Source organism: Enterobacter cloacae complex sp. P6RS (genome assembly GCF_014982245.1).
Taxonomy (GTDB): domain Bacteria; phylum Pseudomonadota; class Gammaproteobacteria; order Enterobacterales; family Enterobacteriaceae; genus Enterobacter; species Enterobacter bugandensis.
In genome coordinates, this window is sequence record NZ_JADCLB010000030.1 from 1 (window position 1) to 18564 (window position 18564).

The 18564-nt window shown below is 54.7% G+C and carries 19 protein-coding genes and 3 pseudogenes; 13 read left to right on the forward strand and 9 right to left on the reverse strand.

Translation table 11 applies throughout. The annotated features are described in order from the left end of the window. Positions 1-259: 259 nt before the first annotated feature. Positions 260-427: pseudogene (locus INF73_RS22140) on the reverse strand (toxin-antitoxin system HicB family antitoxin); the annotation flags it as partial. Here INF73_RS22140 and rhuM point away from each other — a divergent pair. From rhuM to INF73_RS19615, 4 genes and pseudogenes are all read left to right on the forward strand, one after another. Then, positions 422-613 (forward strand): annotated as a pseudogene (gene rhuM / locus INF73_RS22145) (RhuM family protein); the annotation flags it as partial. The pseudogenes INF73_RS22140 and rhuM overlap by 6 nt on opposite strands. Before the next feature lie 274 nt (positions 614-887). Continuing rightward, positions 888-1373, forward strand: a complete 486-nt coding sequence (locus INF73_RS19605) for a type VI secretion system tube protein TssD (protein ID WP_193541675.1) — start codon at positions 888-890, stop codon at positions 1371-1373. Positions 1374-1382: 9 nt separating this feature from the next. Further along, complete coding sequence (locus INF73_RS19610; protein ID WP_193541673.1) at positions 1383-1748, forward strand: tlde1 domain-containing protein; 366 nt, start codon at positions 1383-1385, stop codon at positions 1746-1748. Continuing rightward, positions 1745-2332: a hypothetical protein gene (locus INF73_RS19615; protein ID WP_227413034.1), complete on the forward strand. Its 588-nt coding sequence runs from the start codon at positions 1745-1747 to the stop codon at positions 2330-2332. Before INF73_RS19610 ends, INF73_RS19615 begins: the two co-directional genes overlap by 4 nt. 33 nt (positions 2333-2365) lie before the next feature. On the opposite strand, the gene INF73_RS19620 is transcribed toward INF73_RS19615, so the two are convergent. The 3 genes and pseudogenes from INF73_RS19620 to INF73_RS19625 all read right to left on the reverse strand — a co-directional run bounded on the left by INF73_RS19620 (position 2366) and on the right by INF73_RS19625 (position 3592). Next, complete coding sequence (locus INF73_RS19620) at positions 2366-2809, reverse strand: acetyltransferase (protein ID WP_048960256.1); 444 nt, start codon at positions 2807-2809, stop codon at positions 2366-2368. Between the two features lie 31 nt (positions 2810-2840). Further along, positions 2841-2954: pseudogene (locus tag INF73_RS22150) on the reverse strand (class I SAM-dependent methyltransferase); the annotation flags it as partial. A 113-nt stretch (positions 2955-3067) separates the two neighbouring features. Continuing rightward, positions 3068-3592, reverse strand: coding sequence for a lipocalin family protein (locus INF73_RS19625; RefSeq protein ID WP_047366898.1), 525 nt, complete (start codon positions 3590-3592; stop codon positions 3068-3070). Between the two features lie 117 nt (positions 3593-3709). Between INF73_RS19625 and INF73_RS19630 the strand changes: the two genes are divergently transcribed. The 5 genes from INF73_RS19630 to INF73_RS19650 all read left to right on the forward strand — a co-directional run bounded on the left by INF73_RS19630 (position 3710) and on the right by INF73_RS19650 (position 8230). After that, the gene (locus INF73_RS19630; RefSeq protein ID WP_028014996.1) at positions 3710-4435 is read left to right on the forward strand and encodes a MerR family transcriptional regulator; all 726 of its coding nucleotides are present in this window, start codon (positions 3710-3712) and stop codon (positions 4433-4435) included. A 99-nt stretch (positions 4436-4534) separates the two neighbouring features. Next, positions 4535-4945 carry a hydroxyisourate hydrolase gene (gene uraH / locus INF73_RS19635; RefSeq protein ID WP_069733374.1) on the forward strand — a complete coding sequence of 137 codons (411 nt, stop codon included), beginning with the start codon at positions 4535-4537 and terminating at the stop codon, positions 4943-4945. 102 nt (positions 4946-5047) lie between these two features. Continuing rightward, positions 5048-6007: a DUF523 and DUF1722 domain-containing protein gene (locus INF73_RS19640; protein ID WP_193541671.1), complete on the forward strand. Its 960-nt coding sequence runs from the start codon at positions 5048-5050 to the stop codon at positions 6005-6007. A 144-nt stretch (positions 6008-6151) separates the two neighbouring features. Further along, positions 6152-7240, forward strand: coding sequence for an AAA family ATPase (locus tag INF73_RS19645; protein WP_045260811.1), 1089 nt, complete (start codon positions 6152-6154; stop codon positions 7238-7240). Between the two features lie 186 nt (positions 7241-7426). Continuing rightward, complete coding sequence (locus INF73_RS19650) at positions 7427-8230, forward strand: DUF4225 domain-containing protein (protein ID WP_045260812.1); 804 nt, start codon at positions 7427-7429, stop codon at positions 8228-8230. Here the strand turns inward: INF73_RS19650 and INF73_RS19655 are convergent. From INF73_RS19655 to INF73_RS19675, 5 genes are all read right to left on the reverse strand, one after another. Then, positions 8208-8537: a hypothetical protein gene (locus tag INF73_RS19655; RefSeq protein ID WP_041911688.1), complete on the reverse strand. Its 330-nt coding sequence runs from the start codon at positions 8535-8537 to the stop codon at positions 8208-8210. The two genes, INF73_RS19650 and INF73_RS19655, sit on opposite strands and share 23 nt — an antisense overlap. Positions 8538-8772: 235 nt before the next feature. Further along, on the reverse strand, positions 8773-9732 hold the full coding sequence (locus INF73_RS19660; protein ID WP_193541669.1) for a GlxA family transcriptional regulator: 960 nt from the start codon (positions 9730-9732) through the stop codon (positions 8773-8775). Positions 9733-9758: 26 nt separating this feature from the next. Beyond that, positions 9759-10538, reverse strand: a complete 780-nt coding sequence (locus INF73_RS19665) for an MBL fold metallo-hydrolase (protein ID WP_193541667.1) — start codon at positions 10536-10538, stop codon at positions 9759-9761. A 122-nt stretch (positions 10539-10660) separates the two neighbouring features. After that, the gene (nlpA, locus tag INF73_RS19670) at positions 10661-11461 is read right to left on the reverse strand and encodes a lipoprotein NlpA (RefSeq protein ID WP_028014989.1); all 801 of its coding nucleotides are present in this window, start codon (positions 11459-11461) and stop codon (positions 10661-10663) included. A 147-nt stretch (positions 11462-11608) separates the two neighbouring features. After that, positions 11609-12028 (reverse strand): GNAT family N-acetyltransferase, encoded by a 420-nt coding sequence (locus tag INF73_RS19675; protein ID WP_028014988.1) that lies wholly within the window; start codon positions 12026-12028, stop codon positions 11609-11611. Positions 12029-12240: 212 nt separating this feature from the next. Between INF73_RS19675 and INF73_RS19680 the strand changes: the two genes are divergently transcribed. The 4 genes from INF73_RS19680 to INF73_RS19695 all read left to right on the forward strand — a co-directional run bounded on the left by INF73_RS19680 (position 12241) and on the right by INF73_RS19695 (position 18554). Beyond that, positions 12241-12810, forward strand: a complete 570-nt coding sequence (locus INF73_RS19680; protein WP_193541665.1) for a TetR/AcrR family transcriptional regulator — start codon at positions 12241-12243, stop codon at positions 12808-12810. A 148-nt stretch (positions 12811-12958) separates the two neighbouring features. Beyond that, the gene (locus INF73_RS19685) at positions 12959-14080 is read left to right on the forward strand and encodes an efflux RND transporter periplasmic adaptor subunit (protein ID WP_193541663.1); all 1122 of its coding nucleotides are present in this window, start codon (positions 12959-12961) and stop codon (positions 14078-14080) included. Beyond that, complete coding sequence (locus INF73_RS19690) at positions 14080-17190, forward strand: efflux RND transporter permease subunit (RefSeq protein WP_063155224.1); 3111 nt, start codon at positions 14080-14082, stop codon at positions 17188-17190. The genes INF73_RS19685 and INF73_RS19690 overlap by 1 nt, the downstream gene beginning before the upstream one ends. Further along, on the forward strand, positions 17190-18554 hold the full coding sequence (locus INF73_RS19695) for an efflux transporter outer membrane subunit (RefSeq protein WP_193541661.1): 1365 nt from the start codon (positions 17190-17192) through the stop codon (positions 18552-18554). Before INF73_RS19690 ends, INF73_RS19695 begins: the two co-directional genes overlap by 1 nt. The last annotated feature ends 10 nt before the right edge of the window (positions 18555-18564 follow it).

Below are 18564 nucleotides of genomic sequence, written 5' to 3' on the forward strand. Positions count from 1 at the left end.
TTATGATGAAAGGTTAACAAACATACTTAATAAAAAAATACATACCTCATGCGAAAAATATGATAATATTTGTGATTATATCGATAATGAAATTACACAATATGTTGATGGGAAATTCATGTCAAAATATGCTGGTAGATTACATATACATACTATTGAGCAAGATGATTTTATAGAAGCTACATCTGTTTATATTTTGCATGAAATTAATTAATATACCAACAAGGCAATAAAATAAATCTATTGCCTTGTTGTTCTCTTTTTCTAGCTCTTTTCGTCCTAATGATTTAAGCCAATTCCCCACACTCATCCCCTCTTCTTTCGCCGCCTCTTCAAACTGTGCTTTCAACTCTGGCGTAATACGAATCTGAAATGTCGGTGCTTTTCCGGATTTAGATTTGTTAGGGTCGCGTTTAGCTACTGGCAAACCAAACTCGATCAGTTCCTGCAATTTAACGACCGGGACGTTTTAGAAGGAGCAGGCTAAATCAGTAAGAAAGCAGCTGATGAGAAGGCGTGCTCAGAATACATTGAGTTTGAAAAAAAGCAGCGCCTGCTGAAAAAAGCCGAAGGTGAGAAAGATATCGTCGACTTATTAAAATGGGATAAGTAGGCTAAGCGATAATCCCGGTATAGATTCATTATTTAATGATATTCTTCATTTCAATATTTGATGCTTTTTTAGTGACCACTATTCTTGCGATGGACGAATAATCATAAATCAAGCTTATAAATTTTATAACATTAATTGACCCCATCCATATCTCGCAACAGCAACTTTCTATTAAACCAACCAAAATTCTTTAGTATTCCTGTTTTGAAATGTAAGTCACAATTCAAAATATTAATGAAGAGTAGTTTCCCTCAGTCTATAAAAGGAGATTGAGATGGCTATACCTGTTTACTTATGGCTCGAGGATGATTCAGGCCGGAGGATTAATGGATCTGTCGATATAATGGGTCGCGAAGGTTCAATAGAAGTGATTGAATTTATGCATTCTATAGAACAGCCTATAGATAAACTCTCCGGTAAAATCACAGCAAAACGCATTTGTAGTACCTATGCATTCATGAAAGAGATTGATTCATCATCCTCATATCTATACAAAGCCTTGTGCACTGGACAAACACTAAAAAAAGCTGAATTCATATTTTACAAAATCAACTATAACGGACTCGAAGAGGCTTACTTTAAGACAACGTTAGAAAATGCAAGAGTTGTTCAAATTGAACCTGTCATGTTTGATATTAAACATCCGCATAACGAACACTATACACACCATGAATATGTAGATCTGACATATGAAAAAATCACATGGCACTACATTGATGGAAACATCACTCACTCTGATACATGGAACGAACGCGCTTGAGGAGAAAGTATGTCCTGGGAATATGATGTAAAAGAGCATAAATTTTATCTGGATGGTGTCTACCAATTTGATGCAGATTACGCAGGTGCAAGTGGTTACAAAAACGATCCGTCACAAGAATGTGTAAAAAACAGCGGACCGCTGCCACGAGGTACCTACACTATTGGGTCCCCTTATAATTCAGCCCACACTGGGAAATATACTCTCAGTCTCACGCCCTACTCGACAAATGATATGTGTGGTAGGGACTCATTTAAAATACATGGTAAAAGCAGTTTGCACCCCGACGACTCTTCTGAGGGCTGCATCATTGCTCCTCTGAGTGCCAGAAGGAGTATCTGGAAAAGCAACGATACGGTATTGATTGTCAAATGAAGCGTTTATTTTGTTTATTGCCATTACTCGTTGCAGTCAGTTCGCACGTCTCAGCAACGGAAATGACCGGCTTCGCGACCCGGTATTACGATGAAGACGGCTCGCTGACGGAAATTTCAACAACAATGCCCCTTACCCCAATCATCACCATCGGTAAGAAAACCGTGCAAATGGAGGTTACTCATCTGGCAGACATCTCCAGCACACCAGTCAACAAAGACAGTTCCACTCGTTGGGTCTGCCTTCATGACGACGATGGCACGAATTACTGGTTCATTTCTGATAACGAAATGGGTGCAGGATTGTTAACGGCACTAGCCATAGCCAGGGATGGGATTCATAAAAAGTGTGCAAAAACAACGGAACCAGTCAGAGTCTCAGTCGCTAATGTTCCGTTGTTGAATGCTACTCACGGGAATTTAGTTAAACTGTTCGGTAATAAGGAGATCGCCACAAAGAAAGCGATGCTTTTTTATCATGAGACGCCAGTGCATGATGGATTCATCCAGAGTAATACCGTCTCTTATTCCTTCGATGACGAAAAAGTGCGTGGTGTAATCATCGGGCAAATTACCAGCAACTAGTTCGCAGACTCTCTCTTCCACAGGAACGGGGAGTTAAGCCTGTCCACTCAACCGCATATGCAACAACGGAAACGGATTCCCCTGCCCGTCCAGTTCCGAGCGTCCGACCTGCTCAAACCCCATATGGCGATAAAATGCGACGCCCTGCGGGTTCTGCTCATTCACGTCCACTTCGTTTACGCCAAACTCGGCGATGGCGTGTTTTAGCAGCAATTTCCCGACGCCCTTCCCTCGGCTCGCGTCATCCACAAAAAGCATTTCAATGCGGTTTTCATCCACGCCCAAAAAGCCGTGAATAACGCCTGCGTCATCGCGAGCAATCACGACCTTGAGGTTAGGTAGATAGGCGTTGAGCAATAACGGGCGCAGCGCCGCAATATCGCTTTCTTGTAAAAAGTGATGGGTGGCGCGAACGGAAGATTCCCAGATCGCGACCAGACGTTCAAAGTGTTTGGGGAGTGCGGTTTCTATTTTCATGGGGGGATCATGATTAGAAAACCGAACTATTTCAACCCACTCTTTGAGATCTGTTCCTCATCACCCCATTCCTCGGTACCACCACGGTGACGTTTTCCATCGGCACGCCTGCCGCAAGGAGAATATCCTGTAGCTGCTGTAACGCTCCCCACCGGGATGGCAGCTCCGCTCGCCCGTTCATGTCGTCTTTCTCCGTTGGGCTTTTAAAGGAAGTCTATCCAGGCGAGCCAGTAATGCCCCTGGAAGAAAGCACGATTTTTACTGCTTCACCCATACCAGCTGATCAACCCGGAAGCCCAGACTGCGCGCGGTGTTCAGGTAATCCTGCTTCACCGCATCCGGGATGGTCGGCGTGCGTGACAGGATCCACAGATAGTCGCGGTTCGGGCCGCTCACCAGCGCGTACTGGTACTTATCGTCCAGCCTGATCACGTTATACCCGCCGTAGAACGGGCCGAAGAACGATACCTTCAGCGCGGCGGTGGTCGGCTCGCCGGTAAAGTAGGCTTTGCCCTCGCTCTCGTTCCACTTGTTCTTAACCGGATCAAAACCCCGGTTAAGCACGCTTATGCCGCCGTCGCTGCGCTCGCCGTAGGTCGCCGTCACCTGTTCCAGACCGCGTTCAAAGCGGTTTTCCAGACGGGCAACTTCGTACCATTTGCCGAGATAGCGGCTGGCTTCAAAGTTGGTAATAGGCTGCACGCCTTTCGGCGGCGTGGGGGATTTACAGGCGACCAGCGTCAGGGCAATCGCAACACCGGTCACAACAGGCCATAGCTTCATGAGAATTCCTTTCATTTGCACGGTTGGATGTTAAGTGTAGTGCACCGTTTTGGCGCTTCATCCCGTTCGGGAAAATTCGTAGTATATTGAGAGTATTCCTCCACCCTGGACACGGACATGGCTTACTCCATCGGCGAATTCGCCAGACTCAGCGGCATCACCGCCACCACCCTGCGGGCGTGGCAGCGTCGCTACGGTTTACTCAAGCCACAGCGCACGGAAGGCGGCCACCGCCAGTACAGTGATGAGGACGTCCAGCAGGCGCTCAAAATCCTCGACTGGGTAAAAAAAGGCGTCCCGATTGGCCAGGTCAAACCGCTGCTGGAGCGCCCGACGCCGGGGCGGACCAACAACTGGCAAACGCTGCAGCAGAGCATGCTGCAACGCCTGCAGGACGGCAAAGTCGAGTCCCTGCGCCAGATGATTTACGATGCCGGGCGCGAGTACCCAAGGCCGGAACTGGTCGCGAACGTACTGCGTCCGCTGCGCAGCCAGGTCTCGGCTAACGTCGCCGCCGCCATGACCCTGCGCGCGATCCTCGACGGCATCATCATCGCCTACACCTCGTTTTGCCTAGAAGGCGATAAAAAAGCGCCGGGCGACAATATTCTGCTCAGCGGCTGGCACCTGAACGACCCATGCGAGATCTGGCTCGAAGCCCTAACGCGCACCGGGCAGGGCCACCGCATCGACATTCTGCCAGTTCCACCAGACGCGCTGGCACCGGAGATTTTCCCGGAGCGGAAATGGCTGCTGGTCACCAGCGGCAAGCTCACCGCCGGGCGGAAAAAGCAGGTGGAGCAGTGGCAGCAGCAGGTATCGCTTGAAGTGATTATCCTCTGATAATTTTCTCCTGCGGGAATCTTCACGAAAAGTTGAATATTTTCCCGCGCCGCAGATGCTAACGTTTTCCTGTGACGAATAACTCAACAGGAAAACACTATGAAAAAAACTGCCCCTCTGCTGATCCTGGCCTCGATGGCCTTCGCCCCTGCCGCCTTTAGCGCCCCTGCCGGCACGCTAAGCGTCCACATTCTTGACCAGCAAACCGGAATGCCGCCATCAGACGTTACCGTTACGCTGGAGAAGCAGCAGCAGGACAAATGGACCCCGATTGCCAGCGGCAAAACCGACCACGATGGCCGTATCAAATCGCTCTATCCGCAGGATCAGGATATGCAGCCTGGCGTGTACAAAGTAACCTTTAAAACCGCAGAGTATTTCCACGGCAAAAAGCTGGATACCTTCTTCCCGGAGATCCCGGTGCTGTTTACCGTGACCCGCACCAACGAGAAGCTGCACATCCCACTTCTGCTTAGCCAGTACGGCTACTCGACCTACAAGGGAAGTTAAGAGGCGTTGATTTTAAAGGATTATAAAAAATAGTTCCGCGAATACTTGGACAAATTAGTCATGTTGTGTAAGTTTTAGTTATATGAACGGGAGGACTACACCATGACAACGAAACCTGTGCTCGGTATTAGCGGATGTTTGACCGGATCCGCCGTTCGCTTTGACGGCGGACATAAGCGCATGGGCTTCATCATGGATGAGCTGGCCCAGTGGGTGAATTTCAGGCCCGTCTGCCCGGAGATGGCCATCGGCCTGCCGACGCCTCGCCCGGCGCTGCGTCTGATCGTCACGACAGACGGAGAAACGCAGATGCGCTTCAGCCACGCGCCTCACGAAGACGTTACGCAGAAAATGGCTGACTTTGCGGCAGATTATTTGCCGAAAATCGGCGACCTCGCAGGCTTTGTTGTCTGTGCAAAATCCCCAAGCTGCGGCATGGAACGCGTGCGGCTGTACGATGAAAACGGCAACCGGGGCCGCAAGGAGGGGGTCGGGCTGTTCACCGCCGCCCTCCTTGAAACCTTGCCGTGGCTGCCCGTTGAAGAGGACGGACGCCTGCACGACCCGGTGCTGCGGGAAAACTTCGTCGAGCGCGTTTTTGCGCTGCACGAACTCAACACGATACGTAAAAATGGCCTGACGCGCCGCGCGCTGCTGGACTTCCACAGCCGCTACAAGCTTCAGCTGCTGGCGCACCATCAGGCGGGCTACCGTGAGATTGGCCCGTTCGTTGCCTCGCTGCACGAGTGGGAAGACCTGGACGCCTTCTTCGTGGCGTACCGGGAAAAGCTGATGACCATCCTGAAAAAACCTGCTTCACGGAAGAATCACACCAACGTGCTGATGCATATTCAGGGTTATTTTCGTAACCAGCTCAACACCCGCCAGCGCGGCGAGCTGCGCGATGTGATCCTGCATTATCGCAACGGACAGTTGCCTATCCTCGCGCCGATCACGCTGCTGAAGCACTACCTGGCCGAATACCCCGACCGGTATCTGATGACGCAAAACTACTTTGATCCCTATCCTGATGATTTGGGTCTGCGTCTGGCAGTCAAGTGATGAAAAAAATGCGAAGGCCCCATTGACCCATAGAGGCCCAAAGCAGTACCCCGTTTAGACGACATCCTCACTGTCGTCTCTTTTTTGCATTTCATCTAAAGACTGTGATTATATACAGGCTTATTCTGCAAAAGGGGCCTGCCTGTGATCAACACCCTGCACATTCAAAACTACCGCTCCATCCGCGAGATGTCGCTGGAGCTGGAGCAGCTCAATATCGTCTTCGGGCCGAACGGTACAGGAAAATCCAATATTTACAAGGCGATACACCTGATGCACAGCGCCGCGCAAGGGCAGTTTTCCCAGGCGCTGGCGAACGAGGGCGGCATTCTGAAGGTGTTCTGGGCAGGCAAAACCCGCAGCGACCAGCTGCGGCGGATGAATCTGGCGGTAGAAACTGAGACCTACGAATACGAGCTGCAGGTCGGTTTTGTGGAGAAGCTGCCGTATCCCTCACAGTTTCAACTCGACCCGGTGATCAAAGAGGAGTCCATCTGGCTGAGCGGCCAGCACCGTCGACCGTCGTCACAGCTGATGAAGCGCAGGAATCAGGCCGTGTTTCTGAACAACGTGCATCATGAAAAAGTGACCCACAGCGGCACGCTGTACGAGAACGAATCGGTATTCGGGCAGCTTGGCGAACCGCACCTTTACCCGGAAGTGTCGCAGATGCGCGAGTCCCTGCGTAACTGGCGCTTTTATCATGAGTTTTCTGTATCAATCGGCTCGGCGATGCGCGCCCCGCAGGTCGGTTTCCGCTCCCCGGTGCTGGCCAGCGACGGCGCCAACCTGGCGGCGGCGTTTCAGACTATCGTGGAGATTGGCGACGAGCTGCTGCTGATGCGCATCCTTGACCAGGCCTTCCCCGGCTGCGTGTTTTACAGCGACAACAGCGGCGGACATTTTCGCATGATGATGCAGCGCGAGGGGCTGAGCAGGCCGCTGGAACCGGCGGAGTTCTCCGACGGCACCCTGCGCTTTCTGTGCCTGGCGGTGGCGCTGTTAAGCCCGCGCCCGCCGGCGTTTATCGCGTTAAACGAACCGGAAAACAGCCTGCACCCACAGATGCTGCCCGCCCTGGCGAGCTTAATCGCCGAGGCCAGCCGCTACTCGCAGATCTGGCTCACCAGCCACTCGCCGGAGCTGGCGACGTTGATTGAGAAGCACAGATCGTTTTCGCTGTATCAGCTGTCGATGGAGGAGGGGGAGACGAGGGTGGAGAGGCTGGGGTAAGTGTTTGTTTCCTTAATTACTTTTCTCCAGTCATCCCTCTCATGGTCGCCATCAACGACGATGATGATTTCCGCAGGTATATGCTTCAGCGAATTCTGAGCTCGCGATAAATTATCCAATTTATTGTTGTCAGTTTCTGCTGGCTGGATAATCTGTAAACATTGGTTATCAGATGAGAAAATTAAAATGGATATTGCACTTTTCCCTGGTCAGAACACCCGTGCATGGGCTGAAACAATGATTAACCTTGAAGCCCGAAAGCTTATCAATACTGCGAATATTGTCGGAGGGCAACATCTCAGCGACGGACTCGCACGAATTAAATTTATGGATGATATTCGGCAATTTGTAATGCAACAGTTTAGCGCTACCCGGGCGGCCAGAAGTCATGATGAGTGCATGGAATGCCTGAAAAACATCCGGGCTGAGAACGAAAGTCTTCTTGATCAAAGCAGAATGCTTCGCTCACGTACAGCTCAGCTTTTTGCTCAGATTGAGCTGGTTAAAGAAAATAACAAAGTCATCGGTTACTTTATCTCGTCGATAAAGGTTGTACTTTCCGGGTTACAGATTGTTGCAGGCGTTGGTGCAATGATGACAATGAATCCAGTGGGTGCGCTTGCAGGAGCGATTCTGGTTATGGATGGTGCAAATGCTATTTCAAAAGAAATTAACAGAACGCTTCAACATCAACCAAAATCTGAAGGTATGCTGGCAGATGGCGTCATGGATATCGCTCAGTTTATGGGATTTAAACGTGAATCAGCACTGGGAGTCTTCAATAGCGTAAGCCTGGCAGCAAGCGTCTATACGGTATTTGGCGCCATCCGAAAACCCGAATCATGGCGTCTGTTTCGCTATCTCCCGCTGGATTTCTACCGCAAGGTAGACGGTATGAATCGCGCAGCGCTCACTATGAAAATTGTCGGCTGGGGTGTCTCTGCAAAAGTCTCGTTTGATTTAATTTCTAATGCGTCTGGCCAGAACTAATGTATTTCTTTCTGTAGCGCCAGGCTTTGTAGGTAATGACCGGGGGTTGAAAAAACCAGACAATCGCTAACACGATGAAAAGAGAGATGCCCCCGGAAACAAGATTGTAATGTTCAGCGAAAAAAATAAGCGCCAGGAAAATCAGAGCCACAGCCGCAGTAATACACAGAACCATGATAAATCGCTTACCTAACTCAAGCACGACCTCGAGCAAGGATGAACCATAACGACTGATGTTTCGGTTCAGATACGCTAACTCTTTTACGGTGAAACCTGATTCAAGTAACTGCGTTTCAATATTGTTCATGCCACTACCTTTTCTTCTGGAAAGTAACGTGCAATATCTTAACCGGAAGAGATGCGTCTTGTAACCCGTCTGATACATCAGCATTTTCAGCAAAAAAAACAGGACCACGCTAAAAAGACACTGGCGCTAAAGTAGAAAATAATAGATTACGGTGTTTAAAGCGCGCTCGTTAGGGGCGTTCGTAGCCGTCACCCCGAAAATGTCCCCCACGCCTTTTTATTCCATCGCGACAGAATTATAAAGACGGATGAACACGGAACGTCTTTCGCCACTCCGCTGGGCTCACCCCAAAGCGCGCCTTAAACTGCTGTCGCCAGGTGATGGCGGAATTAAATCCCACCAGCTCCGCCACGCTCTCAACGGGCATATTTCTGGCTTCAAGCAAAATCTGGCTGCGCCGCAGGCGTTCGGCGGTAAGCCAGTCGGCGACGCTCATCCCCGTGGCTTTAATAAAATGACGAGTCAGCGTGCGGCGGCTCATCGAAACCACCTCCGCCAGCGAGTCCAGACTATGCGGTTCGGTGATGTGCTGCTGCAGGTAGTCGATCAGGCAGTTAATACGTGCGTCACGGGTATCTTTCGGAACCGGCTGGGCGATGAACTGCGCCTGCCCGCCCTCGCGATGGGGCGGTACAATCATCCGACGGGCAATCTGGTTGGCGACGACGCTGCCAAAACGCTGGCGAATGATGTACAGGCAGCAGTCCAGCGCAGCCGCGGTACCGGCAGAGGTGATGATATTGCCGTCATCCACGTAGAGGGCATTGATATCCAGCTGAACGTTCGGAAAGAGCGACTGGAAATGATGTTCAAACTCCCAGTGGGTGGCGGCCCGTTTATCGTCGAGGATCCCCGCCCAGGCCAGCACAAACGACCCCAGACACAGGCCGACAATTTCCGCGCCGTTGTCTCTCGCCAACACCAGGCTGTCAAGCAGCGCCTGAGGCGGCCGTTCAAGGACGTGCTGCCAGTAGGGAACGACAACAATGTCGGCCTGCCCGATGGCGGTGTAATCCTGCGTGGCGTTGAGGGCAAACCCGTCTTTTGAGGTAAGAAACCCCGGCGTTTCGGCGCAGATCGTCACGTTAAAGCGCTTTTCGCCGGAGACCGAATCACCAAACAGAATGCAGGGAACGGAGTAGTGGAACGGGCTGAACCCGTCTACCGCGACAATCGCGACGTTGATTAGCGACATCTGTCTCTCCTTTCCCGTTAACGCACTCAGAATATAACGGTTTCGCCATCCTGGGGAATGCTCACCGCATCGCTCACCTGGTTGGCTTCAACGTACTCACGCAGCGCGCTGCGGGTCAACAGGCAGTGGTTAATCGCCTCCATGTGGCTCGCGACGATTTTAGCCTGCGGCAGCAGGAAATGAACGTTGAGCACGTCCTCCTGCCCCATAATAATGGGCCCAAAGCCGATGACGTGGGCATAACCGGCGTTCAGTACCACCACATCCGGCTGGTGTTTTTGCAGATCGGCTGCCACCTCTTCGCGCCAGATGGTATCCCCGGCAAGATAGAGCGTCTTCTCATCAGGATGACGCAGCACCACGCCACAGGCCTCGCCCAGCCGCTCCGCCAGTTCTGGCACGGCGTAAGCGCGGTCGGTCCCGTGCTGGCCGCCGTACGTTTTCGCAATCCGAACCTCCCCGAAGGTGGTCTCGTCGGTCATGATCGTCAGGTTGGTAAATCCCTGGCTGCGCAGCAGCGCGGCGTCACGATCGTTTTGCACGTAGATAGGTTTGTCTTTGGCGATCAGCTCTGCCGCGGTGCGATCCCAGTGATCGTCATGGGTATGGGTGACGATCACCGCGTCGGCGTTCAGCAGCGTATTGACGTCGACGGGAAGTTCGACCGTCGGGTTACGGCGTTCGGCATGCGCCGTGCCGGGAAAGCCCGGATAAGCACCTTTCGGGGCCAGCATCGGGTCGATTAAAAGGCGTTTTCCGGCGTAGGTAATCAGCAGGGTGGCATTGCGAATTTGGGTAATGTTCATGGGCTATCCTCCGGTTGGTGTGATAAGGAGGATAGCCAGCCGTCACAATTGGCGCTGTGGGTTAAAGGGCGATTACCGATGGAATCGGGCCATTTTCATCACCGCGTTTACTGCCGGCACCTTTACCAGCCCGGCACCGCCCCGCCGTTGAAGATCGTCTCTGCCGCTTTCGCCACTTCCGGTGACTGATACGACTGGATAAACGCCTTCACGTTCTCCGCGTCTTTGTTGTCTTCGCGCGTCACCACGATGTTCACGTACGGCGAGTTTTTATCTTCAATAAAGACGCTGTCATGCACCGGCGATAGCCCTGTTTGCTGAATATAGGTAGTGCTGATGATGGCGACATCCACTTTCGGGTCATCCAGCACGCGCGGCAGCTGTGCCCCTTCCAGTTCCATGATTTTCAGCTGCTTAGGGTTGGCGGTAATATCCAGCGCCGTCGGCAGCAGCCCGGTGTCCGGCTTCAGGGTGATGAGCTTCTCTTTTTGCAGCAGCAGCAGCGCGCGGCCAAGGTTGGTCGGATCGTTTGGTATGGCGATAGTCGCCCCGTCCTTCAGGTCAGAGACGGATTTGATTTTGCGGGAATAGCCGGCCATCGGAAAAACAAAGGTATTCGCCACGGCCACCAGCTTGTAGCCATGCGCTTTGTTATCTTCTGCAAGGAACGGGCGATGCTGGAAGACGTTGGCATCCAGCTCTCCCTGATTTGTGGCATCGTTGGGCAATAGCGAGCCGCTGAATCCGACCAGCTCCACGTCCAGGCCATATTTTTCTTTTGCCACCTTTTTGGCGACTTCCGCCACGTCCTGTTCAGCGCCGTTGATGACGCCCACTTTTATGTGTTTGGCATCGCTGCCACTTTGATCGCACCCTGCCAGCAGCAGGCCAGCGAGAACCAGAGCACCCAATCGACGTTTCACGAGAAAGTTCCTTTTGCTGAATGTTGTAGTGACGATATCGACAACGAGGCGGTGAAATAAAAAACGAAAAAGAATCAATAAGAAGGATAAGTTATATGCGGGTATGGCCGGGTGATGCTGCGCTTACCCGGCCTACGGATTCAGAGCTTAAAGGACTTTCGCCAGGTAATGTCGCTGCATGCCCGGGTACGGATAATCCTGCAAAGACATCTGCAACTGGTACCCCTGTTTTTCATAGAACGGACGCGCCTGGAAGCTGACGGTATCCACCAGCGCATGCTTGCAGCCTTTGCGTCTGGCTTCATCTTCCGCCGTTTTGATAAGCTGGCTGCCCACGCCGGTACCCCGCACGGTGTCGCTGACCCAGAGAAAGTCGATATTCAGCCAGTCGCCTTTACGCACCCCAATGAGCCCGCCGAGCATGACGCCTTTATCGTCTCGTACATAAACGCCAATGTCGCCGCTAAAGTTTGTCAGATCGATAAACTGTCCGTTATAGGCTCTTAACCCCACAAATAGCTCTTCTTTTTCTGCGGGTGTTACATTATCTGTTATGCTCAGGTGCATATTCCTCTCCTTATTTTCCGCGCAATTTGAATATCTCACAGCTTAACCTTCATAAAAACTCCTAATTTCCTCCTTTTTTTTAATACAGAAACATTCACTCAATAACTAAATAAAAAAAGCCTTTCCAATACGCATCCAAAACGTATACTGAGAACGATCATTCTCACTTTTGCCTGAGAACGATCATTCTCACTTTTGCACGGTATACGACGATGAGCACAAAGCTGGAAGAACGACAAAAACAACGTCAGGACGAAATCATCACCGCCGCGCGTCGCTGCTTTCGCGCCAGCGGATTTCACGCCGCCAGCATGTCGCAAATTGCCAGTGAGGCGAAGCTTAGCGTCGGGCAAATTTACCGTTATTTCAGTAACAAAGACGCGATTATTGAAGAGATGATCCGCCGCATTATCGACTCACGCATCGAAGGGATGCAGGATAAAACGGTGGTGGAAGGGATGCCGCAGGCGCTCGCCTGGCGTCAGACGCTCAACGAAGACGACGATGCGTTGATGCTCGAAATGTCTGCCGAGGCGACCCGTAACCCGCAGGTGGCGGCCATGCTGATCGCAGCCGATGCCCGGATGTTTACCAACGCCTGTGCGCACCTGAAAAAACAATTCCCCCATCTGAGCGATGAACATATTCGCTGCTGCGTGGAAATTACCGCGGTGATGATCGAAGGCACGATTTACCGTCGACTCGCGCCTTTAAAAGTACCGTCGAAACAATTAGAGCCTATCTATCAGAATATTTTAAATATGCTTTTCTCTGCGAAGTAATCGCATGTGAATAATTAGCGGGAATAAGTAATTTCCCAACTTAACATTTCCGGCCATGCCGGAGATGCGGTATCGCTGTGCCTTTAAATAGCCTTCCTCCCTGTTGAGCCTTTAACAGGGCAGGCATCGTTCACCCTGGAAAAAGATTATGAAAACCATAACAACCTCCATCGCGGCATTACTCCTCCTGACCGGGTGCGATAATGCGCAAACATCTGCTCCCCAGCATCCTCTTCCGGATGTGGGGATTGTTACCCTCATGAGCCAGCCGGTCTCCGTCGTCAGCGAACTCACGGGCCGCACCACCGCCGCCATGAGCGCCGAAGTGCGCCCGCAGGTGGGCGGCATTATTCAGAAGAGGTTGTTCACCGAAGGCGATACCGTGAAGGCCGGACAGGCGCTGTATCAAATTGACCCTTCCAGCTACCGCGCGGCGTTTGATGAAGCCGCCGCGGCGCTGAAACAGGCCCAGGCGCTGGTGCAGGCCGACTGCCAGAAAGCCCAGCGCTATGCGCAGCTGGTGAAAGACGACGGCGTGTCGCGTCAGGACGCAGAAGACGCGAAGTCCACCTGCGCGCAGGACAAGGCCAGCGTTGAATCAAAGAAGGCCGCGCAGGAGAGCGCGCGCATTAACCTCAACTGGACCACCGTCACCGCGCCGATTGCCGGACGCATCGGCATCTCCTCCGTCACCCCCGGCGCGCTGGTCACCGCCCAGCAGGATACCGCGCTCGCCACCATTCGCGGGCTGGACAGCATGTACGTCGACTTAACCCGTTCCAGCGCCGATCTGCTGCGTTTACGCAAGCAAACCCTTGCCACCAATAGCGATACGCTAAGCGTGTCGTTAATCCTCGAAGACGGCAGCACCTACAGCGAGAAAGGCCGCCTGGCGTTAACCGAAGTGGCGGTGGATGAATCAACCGGCTCGGTCACGCTGCGCGCCGTCTTCCCGAACCCGCAGCATCAGCTCCTGCCGGGCATGTTTGTCCGCGCCAGGGTGGATGAAGGCGTCATGAGCGACGCGATCCTCGCGCCGCAGCAGGGCATCACCCGTGACGCCAAAGGCACCGCCACCGCTCTGGTGGTCAATGCCAGCAATAAGGTCGAGCAGCGTCAGCTGGAAACGGGTGACACCTACGGCGACAAATGGCTGGTGCTGAGCGGGCTGAAGGCAGGCGACAGGCTGATTGTGGAAGGTACTGACAAAGTCACCGCCGGGCAGGAAGTGAAGGCCGAAGAGATAAAAGCCAACGGAGGAAACGCCTGATGTTTTCCCGTTTCTTCGTGCGTCGCCCGGTCTTTGCCTGGGTTATCGCTATTCTTATCATGCTCGCCGGGATGCTGGCCATCCGCACGCTGCCGGTCGCGCAGTACCCGGACGTTGCGCCGCCGTCGATCAAAATCTCCGCCACCTATACCGGTGCCTCCGCGCAGACGCTGGAAAACAGCGTGACGCAGGTGATTGAGCAGCAGCTGACCGGGCTGGATAACCTGCTCTACTTCACCTCCACCAGCAGCTCGGACGGATCGGTGAGCATTACCGTCACCTTCGAGCAGGGCACTGACCCGGACACCGCTCAGGTGCAGGTGCAGAACAAAGTCCAGCAGGCGGAATCGCGCCTGCCCACCGAGGTGCAGCAGTCCGGGATCACCGTCGAAAAATCCCAGAGCAACTTCCTGCTGATCATGGGCGTGTACGATAAAACCGACACCGCCAGCAGCTCGGATATTGCCGACTGGCTGGTCAGTAATATGCAGGATCCGCTGGCGCGCGTGGAAGGCGTCGGGAGCCTGCAGGTGTTCGGGGCGGAATACGCGATGCGCATCTGGCTCGATCCGGCGAAGCTGGCGTCCTACTCGCTGATGCCGTCCGACGTGCAGAGCGCGATTGAAGCGCAGAACGTGCAGGTCTCCGCCGGTAAAATCGGCGCGCTACCCTCGTCGAACGCCCAGCAGCTGACCGCCACCGTCCGCGCCCAGTCACGCCTGCAGACGGTGGATCAGTTTAAAAACATCATTGTGAAGAGCCAATCCAACGGCGCGGTGGTGCGCATCAGCGATGTCGCCCGCGTGGAGATGGGCAGCGAAGATTATACCGCCACCGCGAAGCTCAACGGCCACCCGGCGGCGGGTATGGCAGTCATGCTCTCACCGGGTGCGAACGCGCTCAACACTGCGACGGCGGTGAAAGACAAGATTGCCGAGTTCAAAAAGTCGATGCCGGAAGGCTACGACGTGGCCTACCCGAAGGACAGCACCGAGTTCATCAAGATCTCCGTTGAGGACGTGATTCAGACCCTGTTCGAAGCCATTGTCCTCGTGGTGGTGGTGATGTACCTGTTCCTGCAAAACATCCGCGCGACGCTGATCCCCGCGTTGGCGGTACCTGTCGTTCTGCTGGGTACCTTCGGCGTGCTGGCGCTGTTCGGCTACTCCATCAATACCCTGACGCTGTTTGCGATGGTGCTGGCGATTGGGCTTTTGGTGGATGACGCCATCGTGGTGGTGGAAAACGTCGAGCGTATTATGCGCGACGAGGGGCTGCCCGCCCGGGAAGCCACCGAGAAATCGATGGGCGAAATCTCCGGCGCGCTGGTCGCCATTGCGCTGGTGCTCTCTGCGGTATTCCTGCCGATGGCCTTCTTCGGCGGCTCCACCGGGGTGATTTACCGTCAGTTCTCGGTCACCATTATTTCGGCGATGTTCCTCTCCGTGGTGGTGGCGCTGACCCTGACGCCCGCGCTCTGCGGCTCGATTCTGAGCCACACGACGCCGCACAAAAAGGGCTTCTTCGGCGCGTTTAACCGCTTCTATAGCAGGACCGAGCGCGGTTATCAGAACAAGGTGCTGCGCGCTCTGCGCCGTTCCGGCGGCATGCTGGTCATCTACGCCCTGCTCTGCGGCGCGATGGGCTTCGCCATGCTTAAGCTGCCGGGCAGCTTCCTGCCGACGGAAGACCAGGGCGAAATCATGGTGCAGTACACCCTGCCAGCCGGCGCGACGACGGTACGTACCGCCGAAGTCAGCCGCCAGGTGCGCGAGTGGTTCCTCACCAAAGAGAAAGCCAACACCAACGTGATCTTCACCATTGAAGGCTTCAGCTTCAGCGGCAGCGGCCAGAACGCCGGGATGGCGTTTGTCTCCCTGAAGAACTGGTCAGAGCGTAAAGGCGATGCAAACACGGCTCAGGCCATCGCCCTGCGTGCCACGCAGGAACTGAGCACCATCCGCGATGCGACCATCTTTGCGATGACGCCGCCTGCGGTGGACGGCCTGGGCCAGAGCAACGGTTTTACCTTTGAACTGATGGCCAGCGGCGGCACCGACCGCGATGCGCTGCTGAAACTGCGTAACCAGCTGATTGGCGAAGCCAACCAGGACAGCTCGCTGCACGCCGTGCGCGCCAACGATCTGCCGCAGATGCCGCAGCTTCAGGTGGATATCGACAACAACAAGGCCGTGTCGCTGGGGCTGTCCCTGAGCGACGTCACCAACACCCTCTCCAGCGCCTGGGGCGGGACCTACGTGAACGACTTTATCGATCGCGGCCGCGTGAAAAAGGTCTACATCCAGGGCGACAGCGACTATCGCGCCGTGCCGTCCGATCTCAACAAATGGTATGTGCGCGGCAGCGACAGCACCATGACCCCGTTCTCCGCCTTCGCCACCACCCGCTGGGAGTATGGCCCGGAAAGCCTGGTGCGCTACAACGGCTCGGCGGCGTATGAGATACAGGGCGAAAACGCCAGCGGCGCGAGCTCCGGCACGGCGATGAGCAAAATGGAGCAGCTGGCAAACAGCCTGCCGTCCGGCAGCACCTGGGCGTGGAGCGGTTTGTCTTTGCAGGAAAAATTGGCAAGCGGTCAGGCGATGAGCCTCTATGCCCTTTCCATTCTCGTGGTGTTCCTGTGCCTGGCGGCGCTGTATGAGAGCTGGTCGGTGCCGATTTCGGTCATCCTGGTGATCCCGCTTGGGGTGCTGGGTGCGGCGCTTGCGGCCTCCCTGCGCGGCTTGAGTAATGACGTCTACTTCCAGGTGGCGCTACTCACCACCATCGGCCTGTCGTCGAAGAACGCCATCCTGATTGTCGAGTTTGCCGAAGCCAAAGTCGCAGAAGGTTACTCCCTGACGCGCGCCGCCCTGCGTGCCGCCCAGACGCGTCTGCGTCCCATCATCATGACGTCGCTGGCGTTTATCGCAGGGGTGACGCCGCTGGCCGTTGCAACCGGTGCCGGTGCCAACAGCCGCGTGGCAATTGGTACCGGCATTATCGGCGGAACGCTGGCCGCGACGCTGCTGGCGATCTTCTTCGTCCCTTTATTCTTTGTACTGGTGAAACGTCTGTTCTCCGGTAAACACGCGAACCGGAGGTCATAATGTTTCGTGTCACTGTTTTAGCGTTAGCCCTGCTAAGCGCAGGGTGTGTGTCGTTAGACCCTACCTATCAACGCCCGGACGCTCCCGTCCCGGCGACCTTGCCCGGCGCGCACGGCGAAGCCACCGCCGTGGTGAGCCAGTGGCAGCAGGTGATGAACGACGCGAGGCTGAAAAACGTGGTGACGATGGCGCTGAACAGCAACCGCGACGTGCAAAAAGCGATCGCGGATATCGACGCCGCCCGCGCACAGTACGGTGAAACGCGCTCGTCCCTGTTTCCGACGGTGGACGCCGAGCTGAGCCACACCCGCAGCCGCACGCTGGCAAGCGGTGTTGCGACAAGCGACGAAGCCAACGGCGCGGTCTCCAGCTTCGAGCTGGATCTGTTTGGTCGCAACCAGAGCCTCTCCCGCGCCGCGCGTGAAACCTGGCTTGCCAGCGAGTTCACCGCGCAGAACACGCGCCTGACGATGGTTAGCGAGCTGACCACGGCCTGGGTGACGCTGGCGGCGGATAACAGCAACCTGGCGCTGGCGAAATCCACAATGGAGAGCGCGGCAAACTCGCTAAAGATTGTGAAGCGCCAGCAGGAAGTGGGCGTCGCGGCGGCTACGGACGTCAGTGAAGCGATGGCGGTTTACCAGCAGGCGCGCGCCAGCGTAGCAAGCTACCGGACGCTGGTGATGCAGGACAAAAACGCCCTCAATCTGCTGGCGGGCGATACGGTGCCGGAGAACCTGCTGCCGGGTACGCTGGAGAGCCTGAGCGATAACGCCATCACGCTGATCCCGGCGGGCGTCAGCTCCAGCGCGCTGCTGCGTCGCCCGGACATACAGGAAGCCGAGCATAACCTGCTGAGCGCCAACGCCAATATCGGCGCGGCGCGCGCCAACTTCTTCCCGACCATTTCACTGACCGCCAGCGCGGGCGTCGGCAGCGACTCGCTCTCCTCCCTGTTCAGCCACGGGATGAAGGTCTGGTCATTCGCGCCGTCCATCACCCTGCCGCTGTTCAGCGGTGGCAACAATCTGGCGCAGCTGCGTTATGCAGAAGCCGAGAAAAAAGGGTTAATTGCGACCTATGAAAAAGCCATCCAGAGCGCGTTTAAAGACGTGGCCGACGCGCTGGCGCGCCGTGAAACGCTCAGCGAGCAGCTTGATGCCCAGCGAGAATACGTGGCGGCCGAGCAAAAAACGCTGGATGTGGCAACGCGCATCTATAAGGCGGGCGCGGGGGATTATCTGACGGTACTGACTGCGCAGCGGTCGCTGTGGTCGGCGCAGGAATCGCTGATTGCGCTGCAGCAAACCGACCTGGAGAACCGCATCACGCTGTGGCAGTCGCTGGGCGGGGGGATCCAGTAACCTTATCGGT